Source organism: Pseudideonella sakaiensis (genome assembly GCF_048320135.1).
Classification (GTDB): domain Bacteria; phylum Pseudomonadota; class Gammaproteobacteria; order Burkholderiales; family Burkholderiaceae_C; genus Ideonella_A; species Ideonella_A sakaiensis_A.
The window spans coordinates 4642815-4659978 of sequence record NZ_CP182947.1; the positions used below are offsets into that span (position 1 = coordinate 4642815).

At 67.5% G+C, this 17164-nt stretch carries 15 protein-coding genes and 1 pseudogene; 8 read left to right on the forward strand and 8 right to left on the reverse strand.

Annotation, left to right across the window (positions count from 1 at the left end):
* Positions 1–73 precede the first annotated feature (73 nt).
* Positions 74–3157, reverse strand: a complete 3084-nt coding sequence (locus ACNH6H_RS21295) for an Rne/Rng family ribonuclease (RefSeq protein WP_418320290.1) — start codon at positions 3155–3157, stop codon at positions 74–76.
* A 415-nt stretch (positions 3158–3572) separates the two neighbouring features.
* Positions 3573–3713 carry a hypothetical protein gene (locus ACNH6H_RS21300; protein ID WP_418320291.1) on the reverse strand — a complete coding sequence of 47 codons (141 nt, stop codon included), beginning with the start codon at positions 3711–3713 and terminating at the stop codon, positions 3573–3575.
* 122 nt (positions 3714–3835) lie between these two features.
* Between ACNH6H_RS21300 and ACNH6H_RS21305 the strand changes: the two genes are divergently transcribed.
* From ACNH6H_RS21305 to ACNH6H_RS21320, 4 genes are read left to right on the forward strand one after another with little or no spacing between them, the layout of a single operon-like run.
* The gene (locus tag ACNH6H_RS21305) at positions 3836–4924 is read left to right on the forward strand and encodes an RluA family pseudouridine synthase (RefSeq protein WP_418320292.1); all 1089 of its coding nucleotides are present in this window, start codon (positions 3836–3838) and stop codon (positions 4922–4924) included.
* Positions 4870–5580 (forward strand): HAD-IA family hydrolase, encoded by a 711-nt coding sequence (locus tag ACNH6H_RS21310; RefSeq protein ID WP_418320293.1) that lies wholly within the window; start codon positions 4870–4872, stop codon positions 5578–5580. Before ACNH6H_RS21305 ends, ACNH6H_RS21310 begins: the two co-directional genes overlap by 55 nt.
* Positions 5573–5965 carry a Rieske (2Fe-2S) protein gene (locus ACNH6H_RS21315; protein WP_418320294.1) on the forward strand — a complete coding sequence of 131 codons (393 nt, stop codon included), beginning with the start codon at positions 5573–5575 and terminating at the stop codon, positions 5963–5965. The genes ACNH6H_RS21310 and ACNH6H_RS21315 overlap by 8 nt, the downstream gene beginning before the upstream one ends.
* Positions 5962–6987, forward strand: a complete 1026-nt coding sequence (locus tag ACNH6H_RS21320) for a S49 family peptidase (protein ID WP_418320295.1) — start codon at positions 5962–5964, stop codon at positions 6985–6987. Before ACNH6H_RS21315 ends, ACNH6H_RS21320 begins: the two co-directional genes overlap by 4 nt.
* A gap of 14 nt (positions 6988–7001) precedes the next feature.
* Here ACNH6H_RS21320 and ureG read toward each other — a convergent pair whose 3' ends face one another.
* The 3 genes and pseudogenes from ureG to ureE form a co-directional block, all read right to left on the reverse strand.
* Positions 7002–7661: an urease accessory protein UreG gene (gene ureG, locus ACNH6H_RS21325; protein WP_418320296.1), complete on the reverse strand. Its 660-nt coding sequence runs from the start codon at positions 7659–7661 to the stop codon at positions 7002–7004.
* Between the two features lie 61 nt (positions 7662–7722).
* On the reverse strand, positions 7723–8445 hold the full coding sequence (locus ACNH6H_RS21330) for an urease accessory protein UreF (RefSeq protein WP_418320297.1): 723 nt from the start codon (positions 8443–8445) through the stop codon (positions 7723–7725).
* Positions 8426–8953 (reverse strand): annotated as a pseudogene (gene ureE / locus ACNH6H_RS21335) (urease accessory protein UreE); the annotation flags it as partial. The gene ACNH6H_RS21330 and the pseudogene ureE, both read right to left, overlap by 20 nt.
* Positions 8954–9053: 100 nt before the next feature.
* Here ureE and ACNH6H_RS21340 point away from each other — a divergent pair.
* Both ACNH6H_RS21340 and ACNH6H_RS21345 read left to right on the forward strand, forming a co-directional pair.
* Positions 9054–10754: an ExeA family protein gene (locus ACNH6H_RS21340; RefSeq protein WP_418320298.1), complete on the forward strand. Its 1701-nt coding sequence runs from the start codon at positions 9054–9056 to the stop codon at positions 10752–10754.
* A 9-nt stretch (positions 10755–10763) separates the two neighbouring features.
* Positions 10764–11444, forward strand: a complete 681-nt coding sequence (locus ACNH6H_RS21345; protein WP_418320299.1) for a general secretion pathway protein GspB — start codon at positions 10764–10766, stop codon at positions 11442–11444.
* Positions 11445–11453: 9 nt separating this feature from the next.
* Here ACNH6H_RS21345 and ACNH6H_RS21350 read toward each other — a convergent pair whose 3' ends face one another.
* Positions 11454–11921: a hypothetical protein gene (locus ACNH6H_RS21350; protein ID WP_418320300.1), complete on the reverse strand. Its 468-nt coding sequence runs from the start codon at positions 11919–11921 to the stop codon at positions 11454–11456.
* 449 nt (positions 11922–12370) lie between these two features.
* Between ACNH6H_RS21350 and ACNH6H_RS21355 the strand changes: the two genes are divergently transcribed.
* Complete coding sequence (locus ACNH6H_RS21355) at positions 12371–13456, forward strand: malate/lactate/ureidoglycolate dehydrogenase (protein ID WP_418320301.1); 1086 nt, start codon at positions 12371–12373, stop codon at positions 13454–13456.
* A gap of 10 nt (positions 13457–13466) precedes the next feature.
* On the opposite strand, the gene ACNH6H_RS21360 is transcribed toward ACNH6H_RS21355, so the two are convergent.
* Together ACNH6H_RS21360 and ACNH6H_RS21365 are read right to left on the reverse strand one after the other, a co-directional pair.
* Positions 13467–15848 (reverse strand): catalase, encoded by a 2382-nt coding sequence (locus tag ACNH6H_RS21360; protein WP_418320302.1) that lies wholly within the window; start codon positions 15846–15848, stop codon positions 13467–13469.
* Between the two features lie 148 nt (positions 15849–15996).
* Positions 15997–16323, reverse strand: a complete 327-nt coding sequence (locus ACNH6H_RS21365; protein WP_418320303.1) for a plasmid stabilization protein — start codon at positions 16321–16323, stop codon at positions 15997–15999.
* Between the two features lie 196 nt (positions 16324–16519).
* Between ACNH6H_RS21365 and ACNH6H_RS21370 the strand changes: the two genes are divergently transcribed.
* Positions 16520–17155, forward strand: a complete 636-nt coding sequence (locus ACNH6H_RS21370; protein ID WP_418320304.1) for a glutathione S-transferase family protein — start codon at positions 16520–16522, stop codon at positions 17153–17155.
* The last annotated feature ends 9 nt before the right edge of the window (positions 17156–17164 follow it).

The window sequence follows — 17164 nt, forward strand, 5'->3', positions numbered from 1 at the left end:
GCAACAGGGCCTGCGCAAGCAGGCCCTGTTCAATCCCCCGAGCAGCCGTCCGCCGCTGCGGACGGCTGCCGGTTCAGTGCGACGCCTGCTGCGTCGCGGCGCCTGCCTCGAACGGCAGCTTGATCTGCGACAAATCCTTGCGGGTCTCGACCAGCACCAGCGGACCTTCGTCGATCTCGACCACTGGCTTCGGCGGCCGCGGCTTGTGCACCGGCTTCGGCTCGGCGGCAATCGCCTGCTGGGCCGCGCGGATCTTCTCGGCGTCCGAATTGACCCATGCCAGCCCGGCCGACTCGGCCAGCGCCTGCAGTTCATCGGTCGGCAGCACAAAGCCCTTCGCCTGGGCGGTCGGTGCCGCAGCTTCGGCGACTACTGCCGGGGTGGCGGCAGGTGGTGTCGCCTCTTCGGCCTCTGGCTGCTGGGCGGCGACCTGCGGTGCCGCCGCAATGGCGGCTACGCCGGCGGCGGCGACAGCGACAGGCACAACCGGTGCCGGTGCCTCCGCCGGTGCCTCGCTTGCCGGGCTGTCAGCCACGTCGCGGCGCGCTGTTTCGGCGGGCTGCTGAGATTCCGCTGCGACCGGCGCCTGCTCGGCGTCGTTCTGCTCGCTCGCCGTTTGCGTGGCGTTGTCGCTGGAGTCGCTGGCGGCGGTATCGTCGCCACTGCGATCGCGGCGATTGCGGCCACCGCGTCCGCGGCGCCGGCCATCGCGTTCACCGCGTTGCCCGTCGTCGCTCGGCGCTGCCGCAGCTTCGCTGCCGGTTTCGCTGTCGGCCAGTGCAAGCTGAGCCTGAGTGTCATCTGCAGCCGAGCCATTGCCGGACGACGCAGCGTCATTGCCCTGGGCGTTGACGTCGTCGCCGCGATCGCGGCCACGGCCACCCCGACGGCGGCGGCGGCCGTCGCGCGGTTCACGTGCGCTGTCGCCATCGGATGTCGGCTTGCTGTCAGCGGCGGTCGTCTCGCTGGTAGCCGGCTGGGTATCGGCAAATACCTCTTCGGTCACCTGCTCGTCGGCCATACGGTCGCGGGCATTGTCCCGGTCCGATGCCTGGTCGGAACGGCCACGGCCGCCGCGGCGGTTTTCCCGCGGCTCGCGTGGCTCGCGCGCTTCACGGGCCTCGCTCTGCACCGCGCGTTCGGCGGTATCTCCGGCTTGTGCCTGGTCGCCACGGCTACCACGGCGGCCGCGGCCATCGCGGCCCTGCCGCGGCTCGCGGCCTTCGCCAGCGCCATCGGCGCCACGCTCGGCGCGCGGCGGACGATCCCCTCTGTCTTCGCGACGACCGTCACGCTCGCCACGGCCACCGCGACCGCCACGGCCACCACGCTCGCCGCGCTTTGTGCCGGTGTCGGGGGTCGGCACGGCAACCGGTGCCGGTGCAACCGCTGCAGCTGGTTGCTGTTCAGTTTCCTCCGGCGCACCGAAGACACGCTTGATCCAGCCGAAGAAGCCGCCTCCGGCCGGCGCCGGTGCAGCGACGGGTGCGGGCGGCGCAGCGACGATCGGCGCTGCCGGTTCCGGCTTCGCGGCCGGCATCGGTGCCGGCGTTTCCGGCAGGATGCCCTTGATCACCGGCTCCTGCTTCGGCTTCGCGCGCTCGCTGCCGTCATTGCGGCGGGTGAAGCCGACTTCCTCCTCGGCATCGATCATCGTGTAGCTGGCTTGCAGATTTTCCAGCCGCGGGTCGTCGTGGCGCAGCCGCTCGAGGCGGTAGTTCGGTGTCTCGAGCGCCTTGTTCGGCACCAGCAGCACGGTCACGCGCTGCTTCATCTCGATCTTCGTGATCTCGGTGCGCTTCTCGTTGAGCAGGAAACTGGTCACCTCGACCGGCACCTGGACGTGCACCGCAGCGGTGTTGTCCTTCATCGACTCTTCCTGGACCATGCGCAGGATCTGCAGCGCGCTCGATTCGGTATCGCGGATGTGGCCGGTACCGTTGCAGCGCGGGCAGGTGATGTGGTTGCCTTCGGACAAGGCCGGGCGAAGCCGCTGCCGGCTCAGTTCGAGCAGGCCGAATTTGCTGATCGTGCTGAACTGGACGCGGGCCCGGTCCTGGCGCAGCGAATCCCGCAGCCGGGTCTCGACTTCGCGGCGGTTTTTCGACTCCTCCATGTCGATGAAGTCGACGACGATCAGGCCACCCAGGTCGCGCAGCCGCATCTGGCGCGCGATTTCGTCGGCCGCCTCGAGGTTGGTGCGGGTCGCGGTTTCCTCGATGTCGCTGCCGCGGGTGCTGCGTGCCGAGTTGACGTCGACCGAGACCAGGGCCTCGGTGTGGTCGATGACGATCGCGCCGCCGGAAGGCAGGTTGACGGTGCGGCTGAAGGCGGTCTCGATCTGGTGCTCGATCTGGAAGCGGCTGAACAGCGGTGCATCGTCACGGTAACGCTTCACCTTGTGTGCCGTCTCGGGCATCACATGGCTCATGAACTGGTGCGCCTGTTCGTAGATGTCGTCGGTATCGATCAGGATCTCGCCGATATCTGCGGTGAAGTAGTCGCGAATGGCGCGGATCACCAGCGACGACTCCTGGTAGATCAGGAACGCGCCCTTGCCGGCCTTGGCCGCGCCGTCGATCGCGTCCCACAACTTCAGCATGTAGTTTAGGTCCCACTGCAGCTCGGGTGCGCTGCGGCCGATGCCGGCGGTGCGGGCAATCAGGCTCATGCCTTTCGGATATTCGAGCTGGTCGAGGTTTTCCTTCAGCTCTTCGCGGTCCTCGCCCTCGATGCGGCGCGATACACCACCGCCACGCGGGTTGTTCGGCATCAGCACCAGGTAGCGGCCGGCCAGGCTGATCATCGTCGTCAGCGCCGCGCCCTTGTTGCCGCGTTCTTCCTTCTCGACCTGCACCAGCAGTGCATCGCCTTCGCGGATTGCATCCTGGATCCGGGCGGTGCGCACATCGACGCCATCGCGGAAGTAATTGCGCGAAATCTCCTTGAACGGCAGGAATCCGTGCCTATCTTCGCCGTAATCGACGAAACAGGCCTCAAGTGACGGCTCGACCCGGGTCACCACGGCCTTGTAGATATTGCCCTTGCGTTGTTCGCGGCCCTCGATTTCGGTCTCGAAATCGAGCAGTTTCTGGCCGTCGACGATCGCAAGACGCCGCTCCTCCGGCTGCGTCGCATTGATCAGCATGCGTTTCATGTACCACTCCTTCTCGCCAGGCGGCTTGCGCCCGACAGTTCTCTACAGCGCCACCGGACAGGCCGGCGGCGACGCTTCGATGCACGAGAAACGTGGAGGAACCGGAAGGAATCGCCCTGGACCGCGGCGAACGGCGTGGTCAGTTGACCGGCCGTTCGGGCAGCGTTGGCGCGTGCGTGGTTGTGGGTTGGGCGGAGGCCCGGTTGCCGACGGGCCGGAGTGGCCACTGGCAGTCGGGTTCAGAGGGGTCGAGGCCAGACCGTCGTGCAGCGTCGCCGCGCGGCCTCGTCACGCTGACCGAAATCGGCCGGTGCGAAGCGCGCCTCGAGGGCTGCCGGGGAGGGTATGGCGTCAACAACATCCGCTTGGGTTCACTTGACGCAGGCGAAAGCGCGGAGCGGGTCGGTGCCTGGATTCAGGCAGGATCGTCACGCAAACCGTCTTCCGCCTGGAAGACCTTTATAGGGGGTTCGTTCTTGGTTTTCTCTGCCACACCGGGCGGACGATCGCAGTTCACTTGGGGAAACTGCCGGTCAAACGCGCCGGTGTGTTGCATCACCGGGTTGTCGGGCCTTGCCCGACGGCCAAGAAGATTTTGCAAGTGCGACGGTAAACTCTGAAAAATCAAACACTTACAACAGCAACGTGGCGCAGCCGATTATACGGGCGAAAGAGCAGATGAAACAGCCGTCGGTTCGGGCGACCCCGCGACGCGGCGCTGACGCGGCCGCGAGCGGTGCCCGCAATCCGCCGGTTGCGGCCGTCGCAGCGGCGTCTGCACCGGCGGTCCGCCACCTGCTCGTCGACGATTCCTCGGAGGGCCAGCGGCTCGACAATTTTCTGCTGCGGCAACTGAAGGGCGTGCCGAAAACCCACGTCTACCGCGTGATCCGCAGCGGCGAGGTGCGGGTCAACAAGGGGCGCGCGGCCGCCGATACCCGGCTGGCGATCGGCGACGATGTCCGGGTTCCGCCGGTCCGCGTCTCGGCGCCGGCGGCCGACGGTGCTGCCGGCGACGCACCGGCGCGCGAGTTTCCGATCGTCTTCGAGGATGAGTTTCTGCTGGCAATCGACAAGCCGGCCGGCGTCGCGGTCCATGGCGGCAGCGGGGTCAGTTCCGGTGTCATCGAGCAGCTGCGCCAGGCTCGCCCGGGCGCGCGCTTTCTCGAACTGGTGCATCGGCTCGACAAGGAAACCTCGGGCCTGTTGCTGATCGCAAAAAAGCGCTCGGCGCTGCTTGCGCTGCAGGAACAGTTCCGCCAGCGCAGCAGCGAGCAGCCGATGGCCAAGGTCTACGCGGCGCTGGTCGCCGGCACCTGGCCGGCGCGCCACAAGGTGATCGACCAGGCGCTGCACAAATATCTGGACGCCGCCGGCGAGCGGCGGGTCAGGGCGGTTGCCGCCGATCATGCCGACGGACGCCGTTCGATCACGCTGGTTCGCGTGGCCCGCCAACTGCCCGGATTCAGCCTGCTCGAGGTGTCGCTGAAAACCGGACGCACGCACCAGATTCGCGTCCATCTGGCCGGCGCCGGCCATGTCATCGCCGGCGATGACAAATATGGCGACTTTGCGCTGAACAAGGCGCTGGCGCGCGGCACCGCGGTGAAGGGCTGCCGTTTCGACCGGATGTTTCTGCATGCGGCGAAGCTGCAGCTGCGCCACCCGGCCAGCGGCGAGCCGCTCGAACTGGCAGCGCCACTGCCGCCGGAATGCGAAGCCTTGCTGGCGGCGCTGGCTGCGGCGCCGGCGGGGGTTGCGCAGTGAGCGAGCGCCGCTTCGATCTGATCGTCTTCGACTGGGACGGCACGCTGTTCGATTCGACCGCGCTGATCACCCGCTGCATCCAGTCGGCCTGCGTCGACATGGGCCTGCCGGCGCCGAGCGACCGCGACGCCAGCTATGTGATCGGCATGGGCCTGGTCGAGGCGCTGCAGCATGCCGCGCCCGGCCTCGCGCGCGACCGTTATGGCGAACTCGGCAGCCGCTACCGCCATCACTACTCGACCCGGCAGCATGAACTGGCGCTGTTCGACGGCGTGCTCGGCTTGCTCGACAAACTCGGACAACGCGGCCACCTGCTCGGCATCGCAACCGGCAAATCGCGGCTCGGCCTCGACGAGGTGCTGGCGACGGTCGAATTGCACGGCCGCTTCGACGCGACGCGAACCGCCGACCAGACCGCGTCGAAGCCGCATCCGCAGATGCTGCTCGAACTGATGGACGAACTCGGCGTCGATGCCGAGCGCACGCTGATGATCGGCGACACCACGCACGACCTGCTGCTCGCCAGCAATGCCGGCGCCGCCAGTGTCGGCGTCGGCTATGGCGCGCACGAGCACAGTGGTTTTGCCGAGCACCGGCCGCTGTTCGTCGCGCACAGCGTTGCCGAGCTCGAAGATTGGCTGCTGCGCCATGGCTGATGCCGCGCCGTTGGCGATCTGCCGCGCCGACGAATTGCCCGAGCGCGGCACGGCCAGGCTGTTCGATGTCGTGCAGTGGGGAGCGACGGTGCGCGCCTTCGTGCTGCGCCATGACGGCAGCGTCGTCGGCTATCTGAACCGCTGCGTCCATGTGCCGGCCGAGATGGACTGGCTGCCGGGCGAGTTTCTCGACAGCGAGCGCCGCTACATCATCTGCTCGATCCACGGTGCAACCTATGAACCCGGCGACGGGCGCTGCGTCGGCGGCCCGTGCGGCCGCGGCAAGCTGACCGCGCTGCGTATCGAGGAACGCGACGGAATGGTGTATTGGTATCCTTCCAGCGACATCCGGCCGGCACCGCCGGCCTCTGAAAGCCCCCCATGAGTTCGTCAGACAACTTCCCGCCCACCGCACCGCCGTCCCTCGATCCGCCGCAATCTGCCGGCCCGCGCCCGTCCAGCGAGCGAACCGGGCCGCCGCCATGGTCGGGTGTCGACCATGTCGTCGAACAGTTCGCACGCGACTATCTGAAGGACCGGCGCAGCGAGCGCCGCTGGCGGGTCTTTTTCCGGCTGGCCTGGCTGGCGTTTTTTGTCTTCGTCTTCTGGGCGCTGCTGGCGGCGCGGAACAATGTGCCGGCGCCGAGCGGCAAACACACGGCGCTGATCGAGGTGCGCGGCGAGATCAGCACCGACAGCGAAGCCAGCGCCGAGCAACTGGTCGGCGCGCTGAAAAGTGCGTTCGAGGACCGCGGTTCGCAGGCGATCGTGCTGCGCTTCAATTCACCCGGCGGCAGCCCGGTCCAGGCCGGCATCATCAACGACGAGATCAAACGCCTGAAGCAGTTGCACAACAAGAAGGTCTATGCGGTGATCGAGGAGATGTGCGCCTCCGGTGCCTACTACATCGCGGTCGCTGCCGACGAGATCTTCACCGACAAGGCGAGCATCGTCGGGTCGATCGGCGTGCTGATGGATGGCTTCGGCTTTCCCGAGCTGATGGACAAGGTCGGCGTCGAGCGGCGGCTGATCATCGCCGGCGAGAACAAGGCGATGAACGATCCCTTCCTGCCGCAAAACGAACGCCAGCGCGCCTATGCGCAGCAGATGATCGATCAGATCCACGCCCAGTTCATCACTGTCGTGCGCGAAGGTCGCGGCGAACGGCTGAAGGAAACGACGGAGACTTTTTCGGGCCTGTACTGGAATGGCGAACAGGCAGTGCAGAACGGCCTCGCTGATCGGCTCGGCAACCTCGATTTTGTTGCCCGCGAGGTCGTCAAGGCCGAGGAGATCATCGACTACACGCCGCACGAAAATGTGGCCGAGCGGCTCGCCAAGCGCTTCGGCGCGTCGATCGGCGCCGGCGCGGTGAAGGCGTTGCAGGGCCTCGGCGGTATCCGCTAGCGGCAGGGCGCCGCTCAGCCGGCGCGCAACATGCCGCGGGTCTCGATGAAGGTGATCACCTCGTCGAGCCCGTCGAGCGTTTTCAGGTTGCACATCACGAACGGCCGCAGGCCGTTCGGCCCGCTGCGCATGCGGATCGTGTCGTTGCGCATCACCTCGAGATCGGCGCCGACGTGCGGCGCCAGGTCGATCTTGTTGATCACGAACAGGTCGCTGCGGGTGATGCCGGGGCCGCCCTTGCGCGGGATCTTCTCGCCGGCGGCGACGTCGATCACATAGATCGTCAGGTCCGACAGTTCGGGGCTGAAGGTCGCGGCGAGGTTGTCGCCGCCCGATTCGATGAAGACGATGTCGGCCTGCGGAAATTTCTCCAGCATCCTGTCCACCGCCTCGAGGTTGATCGATGCATCCTCGCGGATGGCGGTATGCGGGCAGCCGCCGGTCTCGACGCCGACGATTCGTTCGGCATCGAGCGCACCGGCCACCGTCAGCAGGCGCTGGTCTTCCTTCGTATAGATGTCGTTGGTGACAACGACGAGGTCGTGGCGCGAACGCATCGCCTTGCACAACATCTCGACCAGCGTCGTCTTGCCGGAGCCGACCGGTCCGCCGATGCCCACGCGCAGCGGAGGCAGCGTCTTGTCGCGGCCGGGAATCGAGTGCAGCTTGCTCATGGTGTCGGATTATCGTAGTCCACGACTGCACAAGCACGATCGATGCCTGCCGAGGTGCGCGTCAGGAACGGAACAGCCGCGAATACTGGACTTCGTGGCGGGCCGACAGGATCGCCAGCATCGGTGCATGGGCCTGGCGCATCGGCTCGTCGAGTTGCAGCGCGAGGTCGACCGCGCCTGGGATCGCCTCGACGAGGCGGCCGAGCAGCCGCTGCGCCGCCGCCTGGCCGAGCGGCACCGCCTTGATCGCGCTTTGCGCCATGTTTTCGGCCCAGCCAAAGGCCATCGCCAGCAGCGCGTCGCGCGGCGCGGCGCCGGCCAGCACGGTGGCCAGTGCAAATGCCAGCGGCCAGGTCGGCGCCGGGGCCAGATCCGCCAGCATCGCCACGCGCGGGTCGGCCGCCTGCGGGCTGTTGCGCAGCCATTCGAGCAGCGAGCGGCCGGTCTGTTCGGTCTGGGCACGCCATTCCATCGATTCCCGCGTCACGACGACCCATTCATTGAGCCGCTGCAGTTCGGCGGTGTCGCTCGCCTGCCACGCCGCATGGGCGGCAGCGGCGACGGCCCAGTCGGCGCGCGCCTGGCCGAGCAGCAACTGGTCGAGCAGCCAGTCGCCGGCCTGCGCCTCGTTGCCGACGAGGCCGTGCTCGACGGCCGATTCCAGACCTTCCGAATAACTGAAGCCGCCGACCGGCAGCGCCGGCGAGGCCAGCCAGATCAGCCGCAGCAGCGTCGCATCGGCGCTGCCGGCCGTTTCAGCCGTTGTGGCCGTGGCTGTGATCATGGTCGTGATCGTGATGGGCATGGCCGCCGTGGTGGTGCGAACCCGCCGCGGCCTGCCCACCGTAGGCGCCGGACTCCGGCTCGAACGGCGCCATCGTCTCGTCGACGATCAGGTGCATGCGGCGCAGCATCTCGGCGAGCACATGGTCGGGCTCAAGGTGCAGGCGTTCGGCCTGCAGTTCGAGTGCGACATGCCGGTTGCCGAGGTGGTAGGCGGCGCGCATCAGGTCGAACGGCGAACCATGCTGCCGGCAATAAGTCACGGCCATCACCGGCTGTTCGGCGGCAATCACCCGCAGCAGGCTGCCGTCGGTCGCGACCAGCACATCGCCGCCGCGGATCACGCTGCCGCGCGGCAGAAACACCGCGACCGTGCGGTCGAGGCTGTCGCGGGCCTCGAAGCGGCTGCGCTGGCGGACATCCCAGTCGAGTGTCAGGCTCGGCGCTCGCCGGACCAGCGCCGGCGCGAGCCCGCGGCCGGCGGGCAGGATCTTGTTGATTGTCAACATCTGCAATTCTGGAAAATTGTGGAAGTGAGCAGGCGTGCAGCGGAGACACGCACGGCGCGTGCCGGGATTAAAGCATCTCGCCGGCAGGTATTCTTCGCTTATGTACGTGCAGCATTTCGGTCTCGAGCACGAACCCTTTTCGATCGCGCCCGACCCCCGCTATCTCTACCTCAGCGAGCGGCATCGCGAGGCGCTGGCGCACCTGACCTACGGGCTCGGTGCCGGCGGCGGCATCGTGCTGCTGACCGGCGAGATCGGCGCCGGCAAAACCACCGTCTGCCGCTGTTTTGTCGAGCAGATACCGGACGATTGCCGAATCGCCTACATCTTCAATCCGAAGCTGACGGTGGTCGAGCTGCTGGCCTCGGTGTGCGACGAATTCGGCATCGCCGCGAGCGTGCCGGACGGGCAGGCCACCGTGAAGACCTGGCTCGATCCGCTGAACCGGTTTCTGCTCGAGCAGCACGCCGCCGGGCGCAACTGCGTGCTGGTGATCGACGAGGCGCAGTCGCTGTCGGCCGAGGTGCTGGAGCAGCTCAGGTTGCTGACCAATCTCGAGACCAATGAGCGCAAGCTGCTGCAGATCATCCTGGTCGGCCAGCCGGAACTGCGCACGATGCTGGCGCAGCCGGGCCTGCAGCAACTGGCGCAGCGGGTGATTGCGCGTTACCACCTCGGCGCGCTCGACGAAGCCGAAACCGGGCGCTATCTGCAACATCGGCTCGAACTGGCCGGCCTGCGCGGACCGAGCCCGCTCGGGCCGCCGTTGCTGCGCCACATCCATCGGCGCAGTGGCGGCATCCCGCGGCGCATCAACCGGCTCTGCGACCGCGCGCTGCTCGGCGCCTTCGGCCAGGGGCTGGCGGCGGTCGATCTGCCGACCCTGCGCCGCGCGGCCGATGAGGTCGAAGGGGTCGATGCGCCATCGTCGTCGGGGCGCTGGCCAGTGCGTGGTCTGGCATCCGGCTGGCGTCGACTCGGCGCGGCAGCGGCCGCCGGCGCGCTCGGCGGCGTTGCGGCAATGCTGATCTGGAGCGACCATGCTGGCAGTCCGCCGATCGCGTCGGTCGCGGCGGCGCTGTCCGCCAGCGAGCTGGCGGCGCCGGCAACCGCTGCAACAAGCGGTCATCCACCGACCGTGCCGGCGATGGCGTCCGCGAGTGCCGCTACGGGCACGCCGCCTGCCATCGGCCGGGATCAGTTGCGCCGCCTGGCAGCCAGCGCCTCAGTAGACGAACAGGCCGCGTGGCAACTGCTGGCGGAGCAATGGGGGCTGCAACTTGGTCCCGGCGAGGCTTGCCTGGCGGCCGCGCGGCACCGGCTCGGCTGCTATTCGAGCGACGGCGGCATTGCACTGGTGCGCCAGCTGGCCAGGCCGGGCATCCTCGAGCTGGCAGGCCAATCGGCTGGCGGCCGTCGGCTGCTGCTGGTCGGGCTCGACGGCAGCTCGGCCACGCTGCTGATCGACGGCGCAACGCGGCAAGTTTCCCTGGTCGACCTGGCCACCGTATGGAACGGTCGGTATGCGACGTTCTGGCGCGTGCCCGAGCCATTGCTGCAGCCGGCGCCGGCCGATGGCAGCGAACCGCTGGCCGGCTGGTTGTCGCAACGCCTGGCAAAGCTCGACGGCGGCGCCGAGCGGCCCGACATCCGCCAGATCGACGCCGCATTGCGCGAGCGTCTGCTGCAATTTCAACGGGCCCACGGACTGTCTGCCGACGGCATACCGGGCCCGCGCACACTGATGGCGCTGAACCGCGCCACCGGCGTCGACGAACCCAGCCTCAACCGCGCGCGCTGACAAGAAACCATGTCCTATATCCTCGATGCGCTGCGCCGCGCCGAAGCCCAACGATCACGCGGCCGGCTGCCTGGTCTTCATGAAGCAGCCGCCGCTGGCGCATTGCCGGTGACCGCGCCGGCAGGCGCTGCACGGCGCTGGTTGCTGCCGCTGACGCTGCTGCTGGTGCTCGGATTGCTGGCGGCAGCCTTCTGGGCGCTGCAGCGCCAGACCCCCGCCGATTCGCTTCCAGCACGGCAGCCGGCGGCGGATCGCGTCGCACCTGACGAGGCTGTGGCCATTGCCGGGCCGGCGAGCACCGCAGCGTCGGAACCGCTGGCCTTGCCGCGAAAAGCCGTGATCGCCGAACCGCGGTCCGCCACCGCTGCGCCTGCGGAGAAAGCGATCGCAACGCAACGGGCCTCGCCGACAGCGCCGAGCGCCGCTGCTGCGCCAGGCGACGTGCGGCCGGTTCCTGCTGCCGAGTTGCCGAGCCGGAAGGATCTGCCGCCGGATCTGCAGCGCAGCCTGCCGGCAATCGTCGTCAGCGGCAATGTCTATTCGTCGGACCCGAGCCGGCGCATGCTGGTCGTCAACGGCGAACTGTGGCGAGAAGGTGACCAGATCGGGCCGGATCTGGTTCTTGAGCAGATCCGCCGGCGAGACGCGGTGCTGCGTTACCGCGGCACGCGGTTTACCGTCAGTCCGTGACGAGGACGTTCAGGAGGGCGTCGTGCAGCTCTCCGCCTCGGCGGCCTTCAGCACTGCCGGCAGGTCGTCGGCAATGCAATCGAGCGGCTTGCGGTCGTTCAGCCAGATATTCGGCGCGACCAGCCAGCGGCTCGCCTGGTCGTTGTCGAGACGGCCGGCCAACGCTGCCAGCAGTGCGACGACTTCGGGTTTGATCGTCATCTGTTCGAGGTCGAACTGGAACAGCGGGATCAACGTCTGGCCCCGCCAGTCGAGGCTGATGATGTCGCCCGAGACGATCCAGCGTGCCAGCTGCGACAGCGGCTGATCGCAGCGGCGGCGCAGCAGGATCGTGATTTTCTCGCCGCTCGCGATGCCGCCGGCGGCATTGAAGGCTTCGATCAGGTCCCAGATCGGGTTTGCCGTCGCACTGGCGTCATTGCTCGCCGCACCGGCGGCAAAACCGGGCGCGAACGGGGCGCGTGAAATTGCCGGCATCGGCATCGCTCGTGAGGGATACATGTCGCCGCCTAGGTTCGTTGCATGTGGAGCAGCGCCAACAGGCGCTCGCCAAGAGAGGGTCCGTCGAGCGGCGACCGCAGGCTCGGCAGGGGCGTCGGACGGCGCAGACGGCGGAAGTTCAGGCTTCGCGACGGCGTGGTCGGCAGCTCCAGCGACGAGCGCGATGGCAGTCTCGGCATCGGTATTTCCTTGTCAGGTGGCAGGAGCCGATGATCCAGGCGGCTGAGTCGGCACGGATCGTCGGCGGGCATGGCCATCTTCACGGGGACCGGCAGAACGCGTCGTCGGGCGGCGGCGGAACCGCCTGTAGGGCATTTCCTGCACGATTTGTCGGCGCCCGATCGCACCGGCATTCGGCCCGGCTGCCGGCAAGCCCGTATGCTCGGCGCCGAGGCCAGCTTTTTTCAACTTCTCAGGATGCGACGATGGACGACCGTGACGTGGTGGTGATGCCCGATGCCTTGACCCTGGCGGTCGAGACGCTGTTCAGCCAGGCCGGCAGCGAGGCCCGCGAGGCAGAACTGGTGGCTGCGCAGCTGGTCGGCGCCAACCTGACCGGGCACGATTCACATGGCGTCGGCATGATTCCCCGTTATGTGGAGGTGCTGCTCGCCGGCGATCTGCGGCTCAATGCGCACCCGCGGCCGGTGCTCGACGCCGGCGCGATCAGCGTCCTCGACGGCGAATACGGGCTCGGTCAGGTCGCCGGCTTCGAGGCGATGCAGCAGGCCATTGCGCTGGCCAAACAGCACGGCCTCGCATTGACCGGGCTGCGCAACAGCCACCACCTCGGCCGGATCGGGCACTGGGCTGAACAATGCAGTGCCGCGGGTCTGATTTCGCTGCATTTCGTCAATGTCATCAGCATCCCGATGGTCGCGCCGTTCGGCGGCCGCCAGGCTCGGCTGGTGACGAATCCGGTCGCCGTCGGCGTGCCGCGGCAGGGCAAGCCGCCGCTGATCCTCGATTTTGCGACCAGCAAGATCGCGGTCGGCAAGGTGCGGGTCGCGCTGAACGAAGGCAAGCAGCTCGCGCCCGATACGCTGCTCGACCGCGACGGCGAGCCGACCCGCGACCCGGCCGCGCTGTTCGACAAGCCGCACGGCGCGCTGATGCCGTTCGGCGGGCACAAGGGTTCCGGCCTCGCGCTGATGTGCGAAATCCTCGGCGCCGCATTGATCGGCGGCCCGGTGATGAGCGGCGCGCCGGCAAGCCGGCGCATCGTCAACAACATGTTGACGATCGCGATCGATCCCGACTTTTTTGCCGAGCACGGCGCGCTCGATGCGTCGATCGACGAATTGCTCGAATGGGTGCGCTCGGCGCCGGCGGTCGATCCGGCCACCGGCGTGTTGGTTGCCGGCGAGCCGGAACTGGCAGCCCGGGCGGCTCGCGCCGCCGGCATCCGGGTCGACGCGAAAACCTGGTCGGAGCTCGAACATGCCGCCGACCTGGTCGGGCTGACCGCGCAGCAATGGAACCGCTGCGCCGGCGTCAGCCGCCCCGGCTGAAAAACCGCTCCTAGGCTTCGCCGTTCGCCAGCTCGCGCTGCGGATGGCGGTGGTTGGCGACCGCGGCGATGAACTGCTCGGCCACGTCAGCGACCGCGCCGGCGTCGGACACGAAGACGCCGGGATCCGGCTCGCCGTTCGCCATCTGTTCGGCAACGCCGGCCCGCTCGAGCAGACTGCTCGCCGCGCCAATCGCGAGAATGGTCTTGCCGTGGTGGTACTGGTCGCTGATGAACGGCATCGTTTTCGGATGGCGCGCCAGCATCCCGACCGCGGACTCGCCGTCCGCCAGCACCAGCGCATCGAATTGCACCGGCGCGCAGTTCTCCAGCGACGCCTTCGCCTCGACGGTGGCCTTGTCGCTGCTCGCGATGCGGCCGAGCCGTGGTCCGACGATGACCGGTATGCCGCCTTCGGCGGCAATCGCCTTCGACACCGTCGCGATCGATTTGCCGTGGCAACCGTCGGCGACGATGATCGCGATCATCCGGGTCCGGATGCCGCCTTCGCCCGGCCGTGCGGTCAGCGACAGCGCCGGCGAATTCGTCACTTCCGGCTGGGCCGGCTCGTCGAGCACCCGCGGCAGCGCCGGCGGCACCTCCATCCCCAGCCCCTCGGCAACTTTCGCCGCCAGGTCGGGCGACACATTGACCAGCGACGCAAGCATGCGCTGACGGATCGCCGGCACCGTCACCTTGCTCAGTTCGAAGCGGAAGCCGCCGGCAATGTGCGCCTTCTCGAAATCGGTCTGGCTTTCGTAGAACAGCTTCGCCTGCGTGTAATGGTCGGCAAATTTTTCCGGCTTGCCGCGCAGCTTGTCCTCCTGCACCGGCTGCGGAAACGAGACAAAGCCTTTTGCGCCGGCCTGGAACGGGCAGCCGCCACCGAGCGAATTCGGCTCGTAGGCGACGCGGCCCCGCGGGATCGTTTGCCGGTGGTGGCCGTCGCGCTGGTTGTTGTGCACCGGCGCCAGCGGCGCATTGATCGGGATCTCGTGGAAATTGGCGCCGCCTAGCCGGGTGATCTGGGTATCGACGTAGGAGTGGATGCGCCCGGCAAGCAGCGGGTCGTTGCTGAAATCGATGCCCGGAATGACGTGTGCGGTACAGAACGCGACCTGCTCGGTTTCGGCAAAGAAGTTGTCCGGATTGCGGTTCAGCACCATCCGGCCGACCAGCCGCACCGGCACCAGTTCCTCCGGGATCAACTTGGTCGAATCGAGCACGTCGAAGCTGAATTGCTCGGCTTCCTCTTCGCTGAAGATCTGCAGGCCGAGTTCCCACTCCGGATATTCGCCAGCCTCGATCGCATCCCACAAATCCCGGCGGTGGAAATCCGGATCGGCGCCGCCGAGTTTCAGCGCCTCGTCCCATACCAGCGAATGGGTGCCGAGTTTCGGTTTCCAGTGGAACTTGACGAACTGCGAGACACCGTCGGAATTGACGAGGCGGAAGGTATGGACGCCGAAGCCCTCCATCATCCGGTAGCTGCGCGGAATCGCCCGGTCCGACATGATCCACGTCAGCATGTGCGTCGACTCGGGCATCAGCGAAACGAAGTCCCAGAACGTATCGTGCGCCGACTGCGCCTGCGGGATGCCGTTGTGCGGCTCCGGCTTCACTGCATGCACCAGGTCCGGGAATTTCATCGCGTCCTGGATGAAAAACACCGGCATGTTGTTGCCGACCAGGTCCCAGTTGCCTTCGTCGGTATAGAACTTGACGGCAAAACCGCGCACGTCGCGCGCGGTATCGACCGAGCCGCGTTCGCCGGCAACGGTCGAGAAGCGGACAAAGACCGGCGTCACCTTGCCGGCCTCGGCAAATGGCGCAGCGCGGGTCAGGTCGGTCAGCGCCTCGTAGGCTTCGAAGAAGCCGTGCGCAGCCGAGCCGCGGGCATGGACGATGCGTTCCGGAATCCGCTCATGGTCGAAATGCGTGATCTTCTCGCGCAGGATGAAATCCTCGAGCAGCGTCGGCCCGCGCAACCCGGCTTTCAGCGAGTTCTGGTTGTCGGCAATCGGCACGCCCTGGTTGGTCGTCAGCATCTGCCCGCCATCGTCGGCCCGCACCCTGGCCAGCGAGCCGCCGACCGCATTGACGCCGGGTTCGGCCGGGCCGGGGCCGACCTTGTCGGACGCGTTGTGCTCGGCCAGCGTGCTTGCTGTGGCCGAGTTCGACGAGGGTTTTGCGGTCTGGCCCTCTGATGGCGCGAGCGCGCTGTCGCGCCCGTACTCGTTAGCCTTGTTCTCGTTGTGCGGCATCGTCGCGGCGAGGCGGTCGGTGGCGTCGGCCTGCTGCGGCTGCGAATCGGCAATGCCGGTTGTCGCCGGTTTCTTTGCGCGTGCCGGCGCACGTTTTGGAGCAGGGGTCTTGCGGTCGTTGTTGGCCATGGCGGTCCTTTGTCGGTTGGTCGGTCGGTTGACGGGGTGGCGTGCCGTGTCCGCATGCGGGCGCAGCCAGCCGACCGCACCGACGCTGGCGCCGGGCGATCTGGAAAAAATGGAGACACGCTGCGGCTACGCGCCGCGGCGCGGTCACTCAGCGCGCGAGCGCTTTCTGCAGCTCGGCCTTGTTCATCTTCGAGCGGCCTTCGATGCCGCGTTCGCGGGCCTCGTTGCGCAATTGCTCAACGGTTCGCCCGCCGCTGCCACTGTGCGAGCGCAGCCCGCCGCGGCGGCTCGACGAGATGTCCTCGGTCGAGCTCTTGCTCGATTCCTTCGCCTCGCCATGGCGGGCCCGCTCCTTGTTGACGGTGCGGGCGGCAATTTCCTTCGCCAGCTTGGTCGACTTGCCCTGGTCCTTCAGGGAATCCTTCACGTGTTCGTACTGCCGCTCACGCTTGGCGCTCCATTGCTTCTCGGGCATCGCTTCATCTCCCTTTCGAGTCGGCGCCGACGGTCGCGCGGCAGGGAAAGCACGCGCGACGGCGCAGCATTTCCGGTCACTCTCGATGCGATGATCTGGCCCGCCGCCGGCATCCGCTGTCGGCGGCCGCTGAAAGCGGTTGTCAGGAAAATCCTGCAAACTGCAGCAGCTCGACTTTTGTTACCAGGAGAACGTTTTGCCGATTCAACTTCATGCCTTCGATACGCCGAACGGACGCAAGATCAGCGTCGCCCTCGAGGAGATGGCGCTGCCCTACGACGTCAACGTCGTCGACATCACGAAAGGCGAGCAGCATGACCCGGCCTTCGTCGCGATCAGCCCGAACCACAAGATCCCGGCGATCGTCGATCCGGAAGGCCCCGGCGGCATGCCGATCGGCATCTTCGAATCGGGCGCGATCCTGCTGTACCTCGCGCGCAAGAGCGGCAAGTTCTGGCCGGACGACGAGCGGGCGCAGATCGAGGTGCTCGAATGGTTGATGTTCCAGATGGGCGGCTTTGGCCCGATGCCCGGCCAGGTCCACCATTTCATCGCGCTTGCCGACGAAACCGAACGCCGCTACGGGCTCGAGCGCTACATGGCCGAAACGCGCCGGCTGTACGGCGTGATGGACCAGCGGCTGGCCGGCCGGGAATTTTTTGCCGCCGACCTGTCGATCGCCGACTTCGCGATCCTGCCGTGGGTCTGGCGCCATCCGCGGCACAAGGTCGACCTGGCCGACTTCCCGAATGTGCAGCGCTGGTACCAGGCGCTGATGGAACGGCCCGCAGTGAAGAAGGGGTTCGAGGTCTCGCTGCGCCACCCGGCCTGAGGAGCGGGC

What these genes read in the sequence shown, in the direction of transcription:
- ACNH6H_RS21350 (WP_418320300.1), bottom strand. Translation starts at nt 11,921, where the DNA reads ATGCCGGCAATTTCACGCGCCCCGTTCGCGCCCGGTTTTGCCGCCGGT.
- ACNH6H_RS21315 (WP_418320294.1), top strand. Translation starts at nt 5,573, where the DNA reads ATGGCTGATGCCGCGCCGTTGGCGATCTGCCGCGCCGACGAATTGCCC.
- ACNH6H_RS21295 (WP_418320290.1), bottom strand. Translation starts at nt 3,157, where the DNA reads ATGAAACGCATGCTGATCAATGCGACGCAGCCGGAGGAGCGGCGTCTT.
- ACNH6H_RS21330 (WP_418320297.1), bottom strand. Translation starts at nt 8,445, where the DNA reads ATGATCACAGCCACGGCCACAACGGCTGAAACGGCCGGCAGCGCCGAT.
- ACNH6H_RS21310 (WP_418320293.1), top strand. Translation starts at nt 4,870, where the DNA reads ATGCGAAGCCTTGCTGGCGGCGCTGGCTGCGGCGCCGGCGGGGGTTGC.
- ACNH6H_RS21355 (WP_418320301.1), top strand. Translation starts at nt 12,371, where the DNA reads ATGGACGACCGTGACGTGGTGGTGATGCCCGATGCCTTGACCCTGGCG.
- ACNH6H_RS21340 (WP_418320298.1), top strand. Translation starts at nt 9,054, where the DNA reads ATGTACGTGCAGCATTTCGGTCTCGAGCACGAACCCTTTTCGATCGCG.
- ACNH6H_RS21320 (WP_418320295.1), top strand. Translation starts at nt 5,962, where the DNA reads ATGAGTTCGTCAGACAACTTCCCGCCCACCGCACCGCCGTCCCTCGAT.
- ACNH6H_RS21360 (WP_418320302.1), bottom strand. Translation starts at nt 15,848, where the DNA reads ATGGCCAACAACGACCGCAAGACCCCTGCTCCAAAACGTGCGCCGGCA.
- ACNH6H_RS21345 (WP_418320299.1), top strand. Translation starts at nt 10,764, where the DNA reads ATGTCCTATATCCTCGATGCGCTGCGCCGCGCCGAAGCCCAACGATCA.
- ureG (WP_418320296.1), bottom strand. Translation starts at nt 7,661, where the DNA reads ATGAGCAAGCTGCACTCGATTCCCGGCCGCGACAAGACGCTGCCTCCG.
- ACNH6H_RS21305 (WP_418320292.1), top strand. Translation starts at nt 3,836, where the DNA reads ATGAAACAGCCGTCGGTTCGGGCGACCCCGCGACGCGGCGCTGACGCG.
- ACNH6H_RS21300 (WP_418320291.1), bottom strand. Translation starts at nt 3,713, where the DNA reads ATGCAACACACCGGCGCGTTTGACCGGCAGTTTCCCCAAGTGAACTGC.
- ACNH6H_RS21365 (WP_418320303.1), bottom strand. Translation starts at nt 16,323, where the DNA reads ATGCCCGAGAAGCAATGGAGCGCCAAGCGTGAGCGGCAGTACGAACAC.